Annotated in this window: 19 protein-coding genes; 4 read left to right on the top strand and 15 right to left on the bottom strand. The window is 38.7% G+C overall.

The features are described from left to right. Nucleotides 1-143 precede the first annotated feature (143 nt). Both nfuA and H5088_RS14265 read left to right on the top strand, forming a co-directional pair. Entirely contained in the window at nucleotides 144-719 is a 576-nt protein-coding gene (nfuA, locus tag H5088_RS14270) for a Fe-S biogenesis protein NfuA (RefSeq protein WP_002959571.1), read from the top strand. A gap of 9 nt (nucleotides 720-728) precedes the next feature. Further along, a complete protein-coding gene (locus H5088_RS14265) occupies nucleotides 729-998 on the top strand; it encodes a hypothetical protein (protein WP_002959572.1) in 270 nt (89 codons plus the stop codon). 9 nt (nucleotides 999-1,007) lie between these two features. On the opposite strand, the gene H5088_RS14260 is transcribed toward H5088_RS14265, so the two are convergent. Then, nucleotides 1,008-2,279: an MATE family efflux transporter gene (locus H5088_RS14260; RefSeq protein ID WP_259398118.1), complete on the bottom strand. Its 1,272-nt coding sequence runs from the start codon at nucleotides 2,277-2,279 to the stop codon at nucleotides 1,008-1,010. 42 nt (nucleotides 2,280-2,321) lie between these two features. Between H5088_RS14260 and H5088_RS14255 the strand changes: the two genes are divergently transcribed. Beyond that, entirely contained in the window at nucleotides 2,322-3,359 is a 1,038-nt protein-coding gene (locus tag H5088_RS14255) for a polysaccharide deacetylase family protein (protein WP_182753400.1), read from the top strand. Here the strand turns inward: H5088_RS14255 and H5088_RS14250 are convergent. From H5088_RS14250 to H5088_RS14190, 13 genes are all read right to left on the bottom strand, one after another. After that, entirely contained in the window at nucleotides 3,349-4,380 is a 1,032-nt protein-coding gene (locus H5088_RS14250; RefSeq protein WP_182753398.1) for a chemotaxis response regulator protein-glutamate methylesterase, read from the bottom strand. The two genes, H5088_RS14255 and H5088_RS14250, sit on opposite strands and share 11 nt — an antisense overlap. 8 nt (nucleotides 4,381-4,388) lie before the next feature. After that, on the bottom strand, nucleotides 4,389-5,006 hold the full coding sequence (cheD, locus tag H5088_RS14245; protein WP_039489124.1) for a chemoreceptor glutamine deamidase CheD: 618 nt from the start codon (nucleotides 5,004-5,006) through the stop codon (nucleotides 4,389-4,391). Next, entirely contained in the window at nucleotides 4,996-5,820 is an 825-nt protein-coding gene (locus H5088_RS14240; protein ID WP_033020851.1) for a protein-glutamate O-methyltransferase CheR, read from the bottom strand. The genes cheD and H5088_RS14240 overlap by 11 nt, the downstream gene beginning before the upstream one ends. A gap of 83 nt (nucleotides 5,821-5,903) precedes the next feature. Continuing rightward, nucleotides 5,904-8,210, bottom strand: coding sequence for a methyl-accepting chemotaxis protein (locus tag H5088_RS14235; RefSeq protein ID WP_182753396.1), 2,307 nt, complete (start codon nucleotides 8,208-8,210; stop codon nucleotides 5,904-5,906). Between the two features lie 45 nt (nucleotides 8,211-8,255). Further along, on the bottom strand, nucleotides 8,256-8,741 hold the full coding sequence (locus H5088_RS14230; RefSeq protein WP_002959588.1) for a chemotaxis protein CheW: 486 nt from the start codon (nucleotides 8,739-8,741) through the stop codon (nucleotides 8,256-8,258). Beyond that, nucleotides 8,738-10,828, bottom strand: a complete 2,091-nt coding sequence (locus H5088_RS14225; protein ID WP_182753394.1) for a chemotaxis protein CheA — start codon at nucleotides 10,826-10,828, stop codon at nucleotides 8,738-8,740. The genes H5088_RS14230 and H5088_RS14225 overlap by 4 nt, the downstream gene beginning before the upstream one ends. A 10-nt stretch (nucleotides 10,829-10,838) precedes the next feature. Further along, on the bottom strand, nucleotides 10,839-11,201 hold the full coding sequence (locus H5088_RS14220; protein WP_002959593.1) for a response regulator: 363 nt from the start codon (nucleotides 11,199-11,201) through the stop codon (nucleotides 10,839-10,841). A gap of 8 nt (nucleotides 11,202-11,209) precedes the next feature. After that, complete coding sequence (locus tag H5088_RS14215) at nucleotides 11,210-11,482, bottom strand: STAS domain-containing protein (protein ID WP_002959595.1); 273 nt, start codon at nucleotides 11,480-11,482, stop codon at nucleotides 11,210-11,212. Between the two features lie 151 nt (nucleotides 11,483-11,633). Continuing rightward, complete coding sequence (locus H5088_RS14210; RefSeq protein WP_182753392.1) at nucleotides 11,634-12,251, bottom strand: SCO family protein; 618 nt, start codon at nucleotides 12,249-12,251, stop codon at nucleotides 11,634-11,636. Continuing rightward, a complete protein-coding gene (cyoE, locus tag H5088_RS14205; RefSeq protein ID WP_138489788.1) occupies nucleotides 12,248-13,177 on the bottom strand; it encodes a heme o synthase in 930 nt (309 codons plus the stop codon). Before cyoE ends, H5088_RS14210 begins: the two co-directional genes overlap by 4 nt. A 12-nt stretch (nucleotides 13,178-13,189) precedes the next feature. Then, nucleotides 13,190-14,179, bottom strand: coding sequence for a heme A synthase (locus H5088_RS14200; protein ID WP_007584952.1), 990 nt, complete (start codon nucleotides 14,177-14,179; stop codon nucleotides 13,190-13,192). A gap of 28 nt (nucleotides 14,180-14,207) precedes the next feature. Next, entirely contained in the window at nucleotides 14,208-14,702 is a 495-nt protein-coding gene (locus tag H5088_RS14195; RefSeq protein WP_182753390.1) for a transmembrane cytochrome oxidase associated protein, read from the bottom strand. Then, nucleotides 14,692-15,432, bottom strand: coding sequence for an SURF1 family protein (locus H5088_RS14190; protein WP_182753388.1), 741 nt, complete (start codon nucleotides 15,430-15,432; stop codon nucleotides 14,692-14,694). Before H5088_RS14190 ends, H5088_RS14195 begins: the two co-directional genes overlap by 11 nt. A 14-nt stretch (nucleotides 15,433-15,446) precedes the next feature. Between H5088_RS14190 and H5088_RS14185 the strand changes: the two genes are divergently transcribed. Beyond that, nucleotides 15,447-15,755, top strand: coding sequence for a DUF2909 family protein (locus H5088_RS14185; RefSeq protein ID WP_182753386.1), 309 nt, complete (start codon nucleotides 15,447-15,449; stop codon nucleotides 15,753-15,755). On the opposite strand, the gene H5088_RS14180 is transcribed toward H5088_RS14185, so the two are convergent. Beyond that, nucleotides 15,658-16,533, bottom strand: a complete 876-nt coding sequence (locus H5088_RS14180; RefSeq protein ID WP_002959610.1) for a cytochrome c oxidase subunit 3 — start codon at nucleotides 16,531-16,533, stop codon at nucleotides 15,658-15,660. The two genes, H5088_RS14185 and H5088_RS14180, sit on opposite strands and share 98 nt — an antisense overlap. Between the last annotated feature and the right edge of the window lie 18 nt (nucleotides 16,534-16,551).

The following is a 16,551-nucleotide window of genomic DNA, read 5'->3' as shown; positions in this document are numbered from 1 at the left end:
AATCACTCAAAAAATGTTCGTTGTTTGCACGCTACCATTGCTTAAAATAGATGCCAACTTTTTACGCTCAACACTAGCCGCAACACGATGAGCGGAGTATGATACGCAGTATCCGAGTAATTTAGTCAAGTATAGATGGTTTTATGATTTCTATTTCCGAAACAGCGCAAGCGCATTTTGCTAAACTATTAGCAGATCAATCACAACAAACCAATATTCGTGTGTTTGTTGTAAACCCTGGTTCATCACAAGCGGAATGTGGTGTGTCTTATTGTCCAGAAGACGCTGTAGAAGCGAGCGATATTCGCCTAAACTTTAACGGTTTTGATGCCGTTGTAGATGCAGAAAGTGCTCCATTTTTAGAAGAAGCTGAAATCGATTTTGTTACCGACAAAATGGGTACTCAGTTAACGCTAAAAGCACCAAATGCAAAGGCGCGTAAAATAGGTGACGATGCATCGTTAAACGAACGTGTACAGCACATGCTAGAAACCGAAGTAAATCCACAACTTGCTAACCACGGTGGTCAAGTAAGCCTTGTTGAGATTACAGCTGCAGGTATAGCTATACTTCAGTTTGGTGGTGGTTGTAACGGTTGTTCTATGATCGATGTAACACTAAAAGAAGGCATTGAAAAAGAAATGATAGCTAAGTTTGAAGAAATCACCGGTGTTGCTGATATAACTGAGCACGAAGCGGGCGATCACTCTTACTATTAGGCCTTGTAAATGCTAAAGCAGCTTATCTATCGCTTAGGGAGCAATCCTAAGCTGAGCTTAAAGCGCTTTTTTCGCGGCTTAGCACTGTTTGTGCTAGCCGTGATATTCATATCTATTGGGTATTACACCCACTACAGCTTACAAATAATTGGCGTTATAATTTTACTCCCCGCATTATTTTTTGCCGGTTGGGGCTACTGCGGTATTTTTGCTAATCGTTTTTCACAAGTTTTAAAAGATATGGGCCCTAAACACCACGACCCCGATCTCTGGAAATAAACCATTTATTTAATCTAATAGCTGATTATTTATTTTTAAGTGGTGATATTTAATTATTAATGTAACCCCGCGCATTAACATAAAACAGCTCATAGCCAGCCATAACCCGTTATTTTGCAAGTCTATAAACACCCAAAACACACCAAAAAAGCCAACTCCAGCTGAAAGTATCATACTATTACGCATGTTCTTTGCTCGCGTAAGCCCTACAAAAACACCATCAAACAAAAAGCAGCTCATGGCCAAAATTGGTAATACTATTATCCATGGTAAATAATACGTTGCCTCTTGAATAACCTCTGGCACATTGGTTAAAAGCTTGATTATGGTGTTGCCAAATAATGCAAAAAACAGGCTATATAACACACCAAAAAGCATACCCCAAAATACACTTATTTTAACCCAAAGCTCTATGTTTTTAACACTTCCTTGGCCTTTAGCTTGCCCTACTTTTGCCTCAGACGCGTAAGCAACGCCATCAAGAGCAAAGCTCACCAACATTAAAAAGTTAAGCAAGACAGCATTAGCAGCTAATGTGGTTTCGCCTATACGCGCCGCGTAAAATGTCATAAAACTAAAGCATAATTGCAGTATTAAAGAGCGAATAAATATATCTCTATTCAAACTCAATAATTCAGCCATTTTGCTAATACTCAACCAATTCGGTACATTTAGATCAATGTCTTGTTTTTTAGCTAGTTTAGCCACTAAAAACAGTGCAAATACTAGTGCTGTATAGTCAGCAATAAGTGACGCCCATGCAGCGCCTGCAACTGCCCAATCTAAATAAACAACAAAATAAATATCGAGCACTATATTAACGATATTAGTGACGAGTAATAAATAAAATGGACCTCGACCATAATGCACACCAAGCATCCAACCCAGTAACACTAAATTACATAATGCTGCTGGAGCACTAAAAATACGAATGCTAAAATACTGATAAGCTTGGTTAAGTACGTCGCCATTGGCTGCGGAGAGGTAAGCAATAGCGTGCTTTATTAATGGGGATAACACAATTAATAGCGCGGCCACTGCGCTTGCAAGCAATAGGCTTCGTTTAAGTAAAGCGGCAAGTTGGGTTAAATCGTTTTTTCCGTATGCTTGTGCCACGAGTCCCGTGGTGCTCATTCTTAAAAAACCAGCAAGCCAAAATAAAATAGATATAACTGCAGAGCCAAGGGCAATTCCAGCTAAGTAATGAGCGCTTCCTAAGTGCCCAATTACAGCAGTATCAACAATTCCTAACAACGGCACTGTGATATTTGATAGTATCATCGGACCCGCTAACAACAGCAAGCTTTTATGGTGTGCCTTATTATGTATAAGAAATTGTTTCATTTAGTGTTATTTATCCTCATTAGTGTATCTGTACGGGCTCAAGCAGCCATTATTTTACAGTATCATCATGTTAGTGAAACCCTACCCGCTGTCACGAGCGTTAGCGCCAATACATTTACGGAGCACTTAAGCTATTTAAAAGAGCACAACTTTAACGTTATTCCTCTTAATGAGTTAATTAGCGCGCTTCAACAAGGTGAAACTTTACCTGATAAAACTCTCGCCATCACCTTTGATGATGGCTATACCAATAACTATGAACAAGCCGCACCTATTTTAGAAAAGTTTGGCTACCCGTACACTATCTTTGTAAATCCTAAATTAATAGACGAAGGTATGAGTTACGTAATGGGGTGGGATAAGCTCAAAGAATTATCTAAAAAAGGGGCATTAATAGCCAATCATAGCGGACAACATGATTACTTACACCTTAAGCTTGAAAACGAAACCGATGCACAATGGCAATCACGTATTAAGCAAGATATCCTTAACTCTCAAAAGCGCATAAAAGAAGAAATAGGCCACGACTATAAATACTTAGCATACCCGTATGGTGAGTTTAATAACGAGCTGCAAGCACTCGTGACAGAGCTTGGTTTTGTAGGTATTGGCCAGCACTCAGGCGCTGTAAATAAAGATTCTAATTTTAGCCGCTTGCCGCGTTTTCCTGCATCAGGCTTTTACAGCAAACTAGAAACCCTTATTACTAAGCTTAACTCACGCGCGTTTAATATCACCAATTTAACTTATCAAGATAGCGTTACACAGCAAAATCCACCCACGCTCACAATTGAATTTAAGATGGGTGATTTTCATAAGAGCCAATTTGCCTGTTATGTATCAAGCGTAGGCCAAGCAGATTTAAAATGGATAACTAAAAATACTGTCGAAATCACCTCACCAAAGGTGCTTAATAAAGGGCGTTCTCGTTTTAATTGCACGGCCCCTTCTATTTCAAGCCCTGGTGATTACTTTTGGTTTTCGCAGCCTTGGGTAATTGAAGCATCTAAACCTTAACGGCCCGATGTAAAAGCCGCTGGGTTATTTTATCCAGCGCAACTATCTCGTCAGCTGCATTTAGCTCAGCAGCTGCTTTAGGCATACCCCATACCACAGACGAATACTCATCTTGAGCCAAGGTATGTGCTCCGTTTTGTTTTAGTGCAAGTAACCCTTTTGCGCCATCACTCCCCATTCCTGTTAGTATGGCTGCAACTACGTTTTTAGCCCCAGTTTCGACTAATGAGTTAAACAACACATCTACCGCAGGTTTATGTCTGTTCACCGGCTCGCCATCATCAAGCTGGCAATACAAGCTAACACCTCGTTTTTTAATACTTAAATGAACCCCACCCGGTGCTATATAAGCCCAGCCTGCGCTAAGCTTATCGCCATGTTCAGCTTCTTTCACATTTATCGTGCATGTACGATTCATTCGCTCAGCAAATGAAGCGCTAAACACAGGAGGAATATGCTGAGTAATTACAATTGGCGGGCAATTTTGTGGCATTTTAATAAGCACTTCTTTTATAGCCTCAGTCCCCCCCGTTGATGCACCTATTGCTATTACTTTATTAAGTAAAAACTGAGAATGAGTATTAATAGGCTCATTTGTGACGACCGTTTTTTTATAGCTTCTTACTCTTGCTCCAGCAGCTATTCGCACCTTTTGTTGGACAAGTGATGCATATTGGCTCAATTGCTCTCTTACGTTATTAGTAGGCTTAGCTATAAAATCAACAGCCCCTAATTCGAGCGCTTCTAGTGTGATAGGAGAGCCTTTTTGTGTCAGTGTTGAAATCATCACTACTGGCATTGGTCTTAATCGCATTAAGTTTTTTAAAAAACTAATACCATCCATTTTTGGCATTTCTACGTCGAGCGTTAATACATCAGGACTGAGTTTTTTTATCATTTCGCGAGCTTCGTAGGGATCCTCAGCACTCCCCACTACTGTAATGTCTTTAGCTTGTTGTAATATTTCAGTGAGTAAACGCCTAATTAAAGGGGAGTCGTCAATTATTAATACTTTAATCATGCATACTCCTAAAACAGCTCTATATCGGTTACTACTTCTTGCTTTTTAAGGTTTTGTAAGTAACGGACTTCGCGTTTTTCAATCGTATTATTATGTAGGTTTTTAAGTTTTTTCATATGAACTTTACCAGTGTTCGGGTGAAAAAATATTTTTCGCGGCCACGGCCCCCCCATATCATGGGCAACTAGATTTAATGCCTCTTCTTTAATATACGCTGCTGCAAAACTAATATTACCCAGCCCTATATCAGTCATCGCACTAATAATTTTCCCCCCGCCAAAAAGTTTTACTTTTAGGTTACACCGAGACGCGCCATTTTTTAAAACTTCGTTTATAAGATACTCCATAGCCCAATTACCGTACCGACAACTTAAACTATGCGCATTTTTAAGTTCTACTCCCTTTTGAATTGGTAACATAAAGTGATTCATCCCGCCAATACCAAGTACTTCATCGTATACACAAGCCGCAATACACGAACCCAGAACTGTAGAGATCAGTTCATTATTTTTAGAAACATAAAACTCACCCGGAAGCACTTTAGCAACAACGCTACCTCGGCCCGAATCCCAATATCGTTTAATATGTTCAAAGTTAGGTAATACCGGCCTGAACTCAGCGTGCATTTTGTCCCTTTTGGTACATAGTTTTCCCTAAGTTTTTGAATTGCGAATGCTCTTTACCCATACTTTCTGAGTGACCTAAAAACAAATAACCTTGTTCATTTAATATATTGGCGTAACGCTTAAAAAGCTGATCTTTTGTTTCTTTATCAAAGTAAATAACAACATTACGACATAAAATAAGATCAAATGATCCTTTCATTGGCCAGTCTTGTAATAAGTTTAAACGCTTGAAAGAAATAGACTCTTTTAGTTTATCTCTAACTTTATAATTTTCACCGTCTTTGCTTTTTAAAAACCAACGCTTAAGTTGCACGTCATCTAAGCCATTAACATTCGCTGCGGTGTAAATACCTTTTTGTGCTTTTGCCAATACATTAGAATCTAAATCGGTTGCTAGTATTTTTACATCCCAATTGCTCGGAAATGCGTTATTTAAAGTCATCGCCAAACTGTAAGGCTCTTCCCCTGTGGAGCAACCTGCAGACCAGATTCTTACTCGCTTACTGTTTTTATTTGCCTTTAAAAGAGCAGGTACAAGCTCAGATTTTATAAATTCAAAGTGATGTATTTCACGAAAAAAAGACGTTAAGTTCGTTGTTATTGCATTAATAAAGGCATCAAATTCCTGATCTTTATGGCTATTTAAATACTCTAAGTAAGCTTTAAAATCAGTTAATTTACGCTCCCTAATACGTCTTGCTAAGCGTGAATAAACCATCTCTCGCTTATGATCCCCTAATACAATTCCACATGCGCTGTAAACTAAACTGGCAATTTCCTTAAAGTCGCGGTCGGTACACAAAAACTCTTTCATTGTCCGCTCCCAATTAAACCTAACGCTAACAAGTAGTGCCTCGCTGTAACTATTTATTAGACGAGGCATAAAAAGGCTAAATATTAAAACTCTTCCCACTCATCAGCTGAGTCTACAAAGTTATCGCCCCTTGGCTTATTACTCACAAAACGACTTTGCGGCTTATGAGATAGTTCAGGGGTTCGCATAGTTGATGACATCATTGTCATCTCTTGCTGATCTACTGAGAAAAAGTTAAGTAATCGGCGCATCTCATTAGCTTGCTCAGCCATAGACTCACCAGCAGCAGAGGCTTGCTCTACTAGAGCGGCATTTTGTTGCGTCATTTCGTCCATTTGAGAAATAGCTTTGTTAACTTGCTCAATACCCGCACTTTGTTCTTCAGATGCCTCCGTAATATCAGAAATCATTTGCGTCACTCTTTGCACCGACACAACAATCTCTTTAAGTGTAGCGCCCGACTCATTAACTAATTGAGAGCCATCAGCTACTTTGCCTACACTATCTCGTATTAACTCTTTAATTTCTTTCGCTGCGCCCGCAGAGCGCTGCGCTAAATTACGAACCTCACCTGCAACAACCGCAAAGCCTCGACCTTGCTCACCCGCTCTTGCTGCCTCTACAGCGGCATTAAGCGCTAATAAATTCGTTTGAAACGCGATTTCGTCTATTACACCGATAATATCTGCAATTTTTTTGCTCGACTCATTAATTGCCGACATGCTCGTAACTGCTCTATTAACAACTTCACCACCTTGAATCGCTTTTTCACAGGTTTCTTCTGCCAAGTCGTTTGCTACTTTTGCGTTATCAGCATTTTGACGAACGGTACTGGTCATTTCCTCCATACTTGAAGCTGTTTCTTCAAGTGACGAGGCTTGCTCTTCTGTACGTTGGCTTAAATCAGCATTACCTTGAGAAATTTCTTCTGCACCACTGGCTACTAACGTTGCCGATGAATTTATGCGATTAATCACTTCTGTTAATTTATCTGCCGTAGCATTTGCGTCGCGTTTAAGTTTATCAAATGAACCTTTGTATTCTTTTTCAATACGTTTTGATAAATCACCACTTGCCATCGCATCGAGCATATTGCCAGTGTCGGCAACGGCATCATCAACTATTTTAACTAAGCTATTTAATCCTTGAGCCAAACGTAAAAAGAACCCTTCCTTGCCTTCTTCCGCTACTCTTGTATCTAATTCGCCATTACCTGCAGCACCAATAAGCTCAGCGATTTCTTTTTCAAGCGCAACTTCATTGGTTCTATCTTCCCACTCAACAATGGTGCCTAAATGCTTTCCGTCTTGACTGATCCAAGGTGAAGCAATCAAGGTAAAAGTGACACCTGCTAACAATAGCTCGGCTTTATAGGGCTTATCTAGGTTTTTTAATAAATCACGTTGATGATTAGGGTGCTTATGAAAATCATCAACACAGGTGCCAATTAAATTATCAACAGAAAAGCTTGGCAATACGGTTTGTAATTCTTTTTCGCGGACTTTTAGCATTTGCTGAACACGGTCGTTCACAAATACTATTTTAAGGTTTTCATCAGCAATCATTACGTTTGCTTGGCAAACTTTAAGCGCATTTGCTAAATCGGCTGCTTTGCGAGATGCTTTTTCAAGCTCTTTTTGTTCAGTAATATCAGATGCATATTTAATCACTTTAAACGGCTTGCCGTTCATATCATAAATTGGATTATAAGATGCTTGGATCCAAACCTCCTGACCCTGCTTTCCTATTCTTAAATATTCCCCTGAATCAAATTCACCGCGACCTAGTTTGGCCCAAAATTCTTTATATTCGATACTATTTGCAAGTTCGGGATCAATAAAAAGCCTATGGTGCTGACCTTTAATCTCGCTAAGTTGATAGCCAAGCGCATTTAAAAAGTTAGCATTGGCATCAATAATAGTGCCATCTAAATTAAATTCGATAACCGCTTGAGATTTACTTATAGCACTAATTTGCCCTGAAGCTTCTGCTGCTATTAACTTTTGCTCAGTCACGTCGGTGGCAAACTTAACTACTTTTAATACCTGCTCTTGCTCATCAACAATTGGGTTATAAGTTGCTTGGATCCATACCTCAGTTCCACCTTTAGCATTACGCTTAAACTCATCTGAGATAAACTCGCCATTACGCAGGCGTTGCCAAAAGTTTTTATAATCGTTGCCCTGAGCTTCATCTGGGTCAACAAACATCGAGTGATGCTGGCCTTGAACCTCCTCAAGACGATAGCCCATCGCGTTTAGAAAATTCATATTTGCAGTAATTATTTTTCCGTTAGGTTCAAATTCAATTACCGCTAATGATTTATTCAATGCGTCTACAATTAAATCATTACTTGATTTTGACTGCTTTGGATTACTAAACCATCCCATGCTCATCACCACCTTTAAGTTTATTATTCATTTAGTTTCTATTTGCTAAATATTCATTGTTTTTTGCAGGTCAATTAGCGCTACCATTTTTTCACCAACATTCACCAACCCAGCTACATATTCACAATTACTCGATTCAGACAAACTAGGAACTGCTTTAGCATCTTGCTCCGCAATACTGTAAACATCAGAGACGGCATCAACAGCAACACCTATAATTTTACTACCTAGTTCAAATTCTATTTTGACAACGATAACCACCGTTAATGGTCCATAGTCGACACTTGGTAATCCAAAGCGCAACCGTAAATCAATAATTGGCACTATTGTTCCGCGTAAATTAATAACGCCTTTTACAAATTCTGGTGCATTGGGCAGTACTGTAATTTCTTCCCAACTGCGAATTTCTTGTACTGTTAAAATATCAACGCCATATTCTTCATCAGCCATAATAAAAGTTAAAAACTGTTTTACACCTTGCTGTTGCTGAAGATTTAATTGGTTACTTAACTGGCTTTGATCTGAGCTCATAACGCCTCCAAAGTGGCTTGCGTTTCAATAGTTAGTTCTTGGCTACCTGGCTTTTTTAAGCCTGAGAGCTTTATTAAGCCGCTAATGTCCACAATCAGCGATACACGCCCATCTCCTAAAATGGTAGCACCCGATACGCCATCCACTTTATGGTAGTTTGCCTCTAAACTTTTAATAACAACCTGCTGTTGAGACAGTAAATCATCAACTAATAAACCCACCTTTTGGTTATCTGTTTCTACAACAACAAGCAGCGTTTTATCGAGTGATTCAATAGCATTTTTATGATTAAAAATATCGTAGAGTCTTAATATAGGAATGTATTCGTCTCGAAGCCTCAATACATCAAGGCTTTTACCCACTCGACTCACTTTTGCAATATCAATTTGCAGTGACTCCACAATAGAAATGAGCGGAATAATATAAGTATGCTGAGCCACCTTAACTAATTGCCCATCTAAAATAGCGAGAGTAAGGGGTAATCTAATAGTAAACGTAGAACCAACACCGGGCGCTGAGGTTACTTCCACTGAGCCATTTAATGATTGGATATTTCGCTTAACAACATCCATCCCAACTCCACGACCAGATAAGTCACTTACCTCATCCATTGTCGAAAAGCCGGGCATAAAAATAAGCTCATTTATTTCATCGTCACTGAGATGGTTATCAGCTGAGATTAATTCGTTAGCGATGGCTTTTTCTTTTATTTTTTTTGTATTTAACCCTTGCCCATCATCCATTATTTCAATAACGATGTTTCCACCCTGATGAAATGCATTTAAGGTTACTGTGCCAACGGGATCTTTACCTGCCGCCAGTCTTTGCTCAACAGTCTCTAACCCATGATCAAGTGAGTTTCTTACTAAATGCACCATAGGGTCAGATATTTTTTCCATTACTGTTTTATCAAGCTCGGTTTGCTCTCCGATCAGCTTTAGCTCAACCTGCTTATTTAGCTTTTGTGCTATATCTCGTACTAATCGAGGAAAACGACTAAATACAAAATTAATTGGGAGCATACGAATACGCATCACATTTTCTTGTAAATCACGCGTATTATGTGCAAGTTGTGCTAAGCCTTCTTGTAGTAAAGTGATTGTGGCTGGTGTGATTTCTTGTTCGCTGAGTTGATTTAGCATGGCTTGTGTAATAACAAGTTCACCTACCATATTTATTAACGAATCAACTTTATCAATGCCAACACGTATAGAGGTAGATTCTGGTGTACTTGCAGGTTTTTTATCTTTATTAGCAACGGGTTGCTGTGGCTTACTTGGTAACTCAGCTACTTTTATTGAATCGAGTTCTTCAAGCTCAACAGCTTTAGGTATCTCATCTTGATTAGGTTGAATTGGCTCATCATTGCCAAATAAGCCTCCGCATAATTCAATTTTTATGTCGGCATCGTCTTCTACCCATTCAAATACTTCTTTTATGGCTTTTTCATCATGGCTAGTATCTAAAAAAAAGCGCCAATGTAAAAAGCATTCATCACTGCTCAAATCTGTAATTTCTGGAACTTCATCGTAAAATACTGTGGTTTCTAACTCACCTAGCTCTTCGAGCTCACTGATCATATACAGTGGCTCGTTTCCTGTTTTAAATAAATGATGATGAGGTTTAAAGTCTATTTGATAGGTGTTACTACTTGTTTGCTCGCCAAAGCTTTGAGGTTTATTTTCTTGTGTTTCGTTTTTCATTCCAAGTACATGTTCAAATTGTACTTTTAACAAATCTGCCTCAGTTAAATCTGGCTCTTGTTCACCTTGAAGTGCAGCAAGTAAAGCGCGTAAGCAATCCACAGCTTTGAGTAATAAATTAACATGCTCGGTACTAAGCTCTCGTTCACCTTGGCGAATTTGATCTAGTAATGTTTCAAGTACATGAGTAAAGTCAGCAACGGAGCTAAAACCAAATGTCCCACTGCCTCCTTTTATTGAGTGAGCAGCTCTAAAAATAGTGTTGATAGTTTCTAAATCTTCCTCACCTGGCACTAAGTTTAATAGCTCAGCCTCCATGGTATCTAGGCCTTCAAAACTCTCTTCAAAGAAAACTTCAAAAAATTGACTTAAATCTATACTCACACTGCGCTCCTTAGCGAATAACTTTTTTAATTACCGCTAGTAGCTGATCGGGATTAAATGGTTTAACAATCCAGCCTGTTGCCCCAGCAGCTTTACCTTCTACTTTTTTTTCTAAACCCGACTCAGTTGTAAGCATCAGTAATGGTGTAAATTTATAACTAGGCAAAGTACGCAGCTCTCGTATTAATGTAATTCCATCCATTATTGGCATGTTTACATCTGAGATCACGGCATCAAAGTCTTGCTGCTTGGCAATAGCGAGAGCTTCACTGCCATCTTTAGCTTCGGTTACATCAAACCCGGCCGTTTTTAATGTAAAGCTCACCATTTGACGCATCGATGCTGAGTCATCAACCGCTAAAATTCTTTTCATATATACCCCTAACTTTTACTTTCGGTTGTTAAGTATTGGCTTAAGCCAAGTTTATTGATTGTATGTGTTAAGGCCTCGCTACTGCCTACCCAAATGATTTTGTGCTGTATGGTAAGTAGGTGTTTTTGTAAGGCGCATAAAAGTTGAATTGAGGCAGTATCAGCAGAAATCACATCGTTAATATCAAGACAGATATCATCGTTGCTATTGAGTTCGTGCAGTAAATCTTGATGTAGTGTTTCAACTTGCGTAATAGCAAGTTCGCTTGGAAGTTTTAGCATTTAGTAGGTGCATTCCCTGTCAATTCAATTCATAACAAAAGCTTAGCCCTAGTTATTAAAATTGCCATAAAATGCTTAATTAAATTTAAATCGTCGTTAACAAACAAAAAAAGGAGCCTAAAGCTCCTTTCAAATTGGTAAAAAGTAAAAACTAGTTTTTGTAGTAATCGGCTATTTTTTTAAACTCTTTCGTTAAAGTCGTCGCATTAATTAATGGCACACTACCTTGTTTGAATTCTGGTTTAAAAATAGCTCTAACCGCTCCATTTTGATCAACCATAGCGACCGAAGCACTATGATCAACTGCATATTCTGATTCACTACTATCGCTAATCGCGTAAATTAAACCAAGCTCTCTAACAACAGGAAAAAGGTGTTTATGCTCCCCTGATACAGCTAAAAAGTCAGGATTAAAGTAATCTATATATTGCTTTCGTTTAGCTGGTGTATCGCGTTTTGGATCAACCGATAAAAACCAAATTTGCAGCGGATAATCTGCTTGTAAGTTTTTATAAACAGCATTTAACTTAGCAAGTGTTAATGGACAAATATCTGGGCAGCTTGTGTAGCCTAAAAATACTAAATTCCACTGTCCTAAAAATTGTTGCTTAGTCACTAATTCGCCGCGCTGATCGTTTAGCGTAAAATCAGACAATGGCTTTGCATTTTCGTAAACTAATGCATCTACATCTGGTGGACTATTTTCATTTAAACATGCTGATAAAAACAAAACTAAAACAACAATTAATCCAAGCCATAACTGCTTCATAAAGGGAGCCATTTATCTATAAATAAGATTACAAAGAGTACCATTAAATGAATAATCGAAAAACGAAATAAGTCCATTGCAGTCTCATCATTTCCAGCAATTTTTAATTTGACGGCTTTATATATAAACACGGCATTTAATACACATGCACCTATCAAATAGATTAATCCAGACATACCGATTAAATAAGGTAATACGCAAACAACAGCGAGTAAAACAGAGTAGGCAACGACGCACGTTTTACAAAAGTCGATTCCATGAGTTACTGGTAACATAGGAATTTTAGCGCGTTCATAATCACTTTTTCGTGCTATAGCCAGCGCCCAAAAGTGTGGCGGAGTCCAGGTAAATATTATCATTACAAGTAACCAAGGGGCTGCTGCCATTTGGTTTGTTTCTGACACCCAACCTAATAATGGAGGCATTGCGCCAGCCAACCCACCTATAACAATATTTTGCGGTGTAGCACGCTTTAAAAATGATGTATAAACAAATGCATAACCTACCAATGCAAATAACGTTAATATAGCGGTTAAGGTATTAGCCCACACCATTAGCATAATAAAACCCGCAACCCCAATAACAGCTGCAAAACTAAGCGCATGTGTTTTACTTAAACGCCCTTTAGCCACAGGACGATGACGAGTCCTTGCCATTTTTGAGTCTATCTCACTATCAACCACATGATTAATAACCGCTGCAGCAGCAGAAAGTAGCCCTATACCTAACAAGCTAATAAACTGTACAGCCATACCGCGCCCTACATCAGGAGCCAGCGCTAAACCAACCCAAGCTGTTAGTACCAGCATGGCTACCACTTTAAATTTACTAATTGCTAAGTAGTCTTGCAGCAAATTATGAGTACGCGAAATTAGCGATTGAGTATTAACGGGTAGCAGTATTTTTTTATCAATTATAAGTGCCATTATATTTCCCCTTTATGTGCGTGATTTTAGGTAATAACACAATCTAACCATGCTTAATAATAGTATGGCAGCCATCAAGTTATGCGCCAATGCAACTCCCAACGGAATATGCCAATGTACTAAAATAAGCCCTAAGCTAATTTGGCAAAGCAGAACAAGTAATACACTCACCACGCAATTTTTAATTTTTTTAGAGTACGCTTGGCTGTATATTTTCCACATAATTAGCGCCAGAACGATGCAAGTAACCAGTGCCCAAATGCGGTGTAATAAATGAATAGACATACGCGCTTGCTGCGATAACACACCAAACTCATAATTACTGTGCTCAAGTGGTAATTGAAATACGCTACTCAATGAAAACGGTTGTGCGTAATTACACAATGGCAAACCACTACAATGAGGAGCGGCGTAATTTGCAGCCAGCCAACCACCAAGTGCAATTTGGATAATTAATACACTGAGCGCTACTAAACTTAAACCAAAATAGCGTTTTGCGCCGCTATCGCCACCCATAATAGGTTTTGCGGTTAGCCGTAAATATAAAAGCGTTATAAGTGACAAAATACTAAAGCCCCCTAATAAGTGGCCCATTACAATAAGCGGCTGAAGGTTCATGGTTACTGTCCACATACCAAGGGCAGCCTGAAATACTACGAGTAGAAGTAAAGCCAAAGGCAATTTAACTGGCGTAGTTGGATATTGGCGTTTTAAAAAAGCCAACACAAATAAACCTAAAATAAGTAAGCCTAAAGCACCTGCAAAGTAGCGATGAATCATTTCTTTCCACGCTTTTGCGGTTTCGAACATCATATCGGGGTAGCTTTGAGTTGCTAAGGCTATGTCAGCCTCATGCTTAGGTACCGTTAAAAAGCCATAACAACCAGGCCAATCGGGGCACCCTAATCCTGCATCACTTAAGCGGGTGTACGCACCTAAAGCAACTACAATCAAAGCGAGTAATCCTGTTATTAATACTAAGTTTTTATAATTTTTATACATCAGATACTCCAACTTAAGCTCAACTTAATTAGCTAGAACGAGAATAGTTAAGTAATTTTTTTAGATCTTTTAATAGCCCTTTTTGTACTAAACGGTTTTCTTGTGGCTCGACCTTAAAGGGATATTCAAGTACCACTAACCCCATATGATCAATTAAATATAAACTTGCAGGATTTAAACTCTGTTGTTCGGTAATAATTTTCCACGGTAGATTTTTATTGTCGGGGCTTCCCATTACAGCCATATCAACCTTGCCTTGGTTTTTACCAAGTGCCACATATAAGTTATTAAATGCATTGAGCTGTTCGCTGCATGGGGTGTTACATTCGTTTGAATAATTAAGTGCGATAGTCCATTGTTTGGGATTATTTTGCGGCCAATTTTTAAGTTTTATTTCTTGGCTTAAAAACTCGCCATTATTAGTAATTGCAGTAGGCAACCAATCAAACTTTAATGCGCCATATGCCAAAATTAATGGGATAGCGCAGCAACCCACAAACAATAAAAGGGGATTATTTTTCATTATGTGTCCTTTTTTTACTCGCAAAAATAGCCACAACAGCACATGCAACAGCAATTAAAAACCATTGCAAAGCGTAGGCATTATGCTTTTGAGGGCTCATAACAACGGCCTCATAATGAGGTGTTGCAATCTCATCACCAGTACCTTGTCTGTAAGCCATAAAATTAATTAATGATTGCTGGCTTTGAGTGCTCAGCATATTCAAGTCGATAGATTGGATTCTTGTAGGTAAGTCGTTATTTGTAGTTTTATCTTCAAGCGTAAAGCTACTTAAGTTATTTTCTTTTATTTGCGCTTTAAGAATAAAAACACCTGTAGGCAGAGTAACCTTTGGCAGTGTATCTCTAGATATAGGCGCTTTTACCCATCCTAAATTAACTAAAATCACTTTTTCTTCGCTATCTGGCTTTAGTAAAGCAAGTAGGTCGTACCCTACTTGCCCGTTATAAATTTGATTATCTAAAAGCCAATATTGGTTTTGTACAAACCGCCCTTTTAACTCAACCAATACACCAGTTTTGTTCCAGCTATCAGGCAGGTTAAGTAATTGAGACCAGCTCATCACACCACGAGTCTGTTGCTTAGCAATGGCGGTTAGTTGTTGCTGCTTTTGCTCACCTCGCTCCAACTGCCAAAACCCTAATCGCACACATACAAGTACAACAACCACAACCATACAAAGTGTGATTAGTGAGCTAAGCTTTTGTTTGTACCATAAAACTAACTGCATAAAGGGTCAACTCAGTGATTATTAAAATTATTATCGTACTGTTGTTAATATTTATACTTTTTAACTTATTTAGAGCATTGTTTATTATGGTGTCAGGGAAAACAGGGGGACGACCAATGCCTCACTTTTTAGGTCGTCGCGTATTGTTTTCGGTCGTTGTTTTAGTTGTCGTTATTGCAGCGCTTAAACTTGGTTTTATTAAAGCAAATAATTCGCCAATAAACGCTACAGCACATATACAAATACAAACAAACACAGCCACACCACATCAACAAAGTGCCAATACCAAGCAGCTGCTTGAAAAGCAAAGTGCTTATCTTTAGTAAAGTGCCCTTTTAATATCCGTAAAAATATTACAAATAAAAGTACGGTTCCTAGCGTTACATGCATGCCATGAAAACCAGTCAATAAAAAGAACGTATTACCGTAAATACCCGCATCTAGCGTTAGGTTAAGATCATTATATGCATGCATGTACTCCTCAACTTGCAGTCCTAAAAAGCAAACACCCAATAAAATAGTAGCGCCTAAAAAAACCTTAAGTGGAGTGCGTTTATTGTTTTCCATCGCTACGTGGGCAAAATGTAAAGTAACTGAGGAAGTAAGCAGTATTAAGGTATTTATAAGTGGTAAGCCTTGCCAGCCCATAGCTTGAGTAGTTTCGCCAGCAGGTGTTGAAACTAGCGGCCAAACGGCTTCAAAAGTAGGCCATAAAACCTCGTTAGTCATTGCATTATTGCCTGCACCTCCAAGCCAAGGTACCGACAATACGCGTGCATAAAAAAGCGCACCAAAAAAGGCCATAAAAAACATAACTTCAGAAAAAATAAACCAGCTCATACCTTGTCTAAAAGAGCGATCCATTTGTGCTGAGTACAAACCTTGGTCCGATTCACTAATTACATTTTTAAACCAGCTAAACAACATATACACAAGTACAGCAATACCGGCATAAAGCAGATAAACCCCGCTACCACCTTCTTTACCTACACTCATAACTGTTAAGCCTGCCCCTACTGCAATAAAAAACAATGCAACAGCACCTACAATAGGCCACGGACTTTGCTCAGGTACGTAATAATGCTCATATTCTTGATTCATTTTATTTACTCCTAGTTT

Origin of the sequence: Pseudoalteromonas sp. SR43-3 (assembly GCF_014163875.1) — a bacterium.
Taxonomy (GTDB): Bacteria; Pseudomonadota; Gammaproteobacteria; order Enterobacterales; family Alteromonadaceae; genus Pseudoalteromonas; species Pseudoalteromonas distincta.
The sequence above is the reverse complement of the archived record's forward strand: the minus strand, read 5'-3'. Positions and strand labels throughout refer to the sequence as shown.

Bases quoted from the DNA above. Each gene is read 5' to 3' on its own strand.
- nfuA (WP_002959571.1), top strand. From the start codon at position 144: ATGATTTCTATTTCCGAAACAGCGCAAGCGCATTTTGCTAAACTATTA.
- H5088_RS14265 (WP_002959572.1), top strand. From the start codon at position 729: ATGCTAAAGCAGCTTATCTATCGCTTAGGGAGCAATCCTAAGCTGAGC.
- H5088_RS14260 (WP_259398118.1), bottom strand. From the start codon at position 2,279: ATGATACTATCAAATATCACAGTGCCGTTGTTAGGAATTGTTGATACT.
- H5088_RS14255 (WP_182753400.1), top strand. From the start codon at position 2,322: ATGTATAAGAAATTGTTTCATTTAGTGTTATTTATCCTCATTAGTGTA.
- H5088_RS14250 (WP_182753398.1), bottom strand. From the start codon at position 4,380: ATGATTAAAGTATTAATAATTGACGACTCCCCTTTAATTAGGCGTTTA.
- cheD (WP_039489124.1), bottom strand. From the start codon at position 5,006: ATGCACGCTGAGTTCAGGCCGGTATTACCTAACTTTGAACATATTAAA.
- H5088_RS14240 (WP_033020851.1), bottom strand. From the start codon at position 5,820: ATGAAAGAGTTTTTGTGTACCGACCGCGACTTTAAGGAAATTGCCAGT.
- H5088_RS14235 (WP_182753396.1), bottom strand. From the start codon at position 8,210: ATGGGATGGTTTAGTAATCCAAAGCAGTCAAAATCAAGTAATGATTTA.
- H5088_RS14230 (WP_002959588.1), bottom strand. From the start codon at position 8,741: ATGAGCTCAGATCAAAGCCAGTTAAGTAACCAATTAAATCTTCAGCAA.
- H5088_RS14220 (WP_002959593.1), bottom strand. From the start codon at position 11,201: ATGAAAAGAATTTTAGCGGTTGATGACTCAGCATCGATGCGTCAAATG.
- H5088_RS14215 (WP_002959595.1), bottom strand. From the start codon at position 11,482: ATGCTAAAACTTCCAAGCGAACTTGCTATTACGCAAGTTGAAACACTA.
- H5088_RS14210 (WP_182753392.1), bottom strand. From the start codon at position 12,251: ATGAAGCAGTTATGGCTTGGATTAATTGTTGTTTTAGTTTTGTTTTTA.
- cyoE (WP_138489788.1), bottom strand. From the start codon at position 13,177: ATGGCACTTATAATTGATAAAAAAATACTGCTACCCGTTAATACTCAA.
- H5088_RS14200 (WP_007584952.1), bottom strand. From the start codon at position 14,179: ATGTATAAAAATTATAAAAACTTAGTATTAATAACAGGATTACTCGCT.
- H5088_RS14195 (WP_182753390.1), bottom strand. From the start codon at position 14,702: ATGAAAAATAATCCCCTTTTATTGTTTGTGGGTTGCTGCGCTATCCCA.
- H5088_RS14190 (WP_182753388.1), bottom strand. From the start codon at position 15,432: ATGCAGTTAGTTTTATGGTACAAACAAAAGCTTAGCTCACTAATCACA.
- H5088_RS14180 (WP_002959610.1), bottom strand. From the start codon at position 16,533: ATGAATCAAGAATATGAGCATTATTACGTACCTGAGCAAAGTCCGTGG.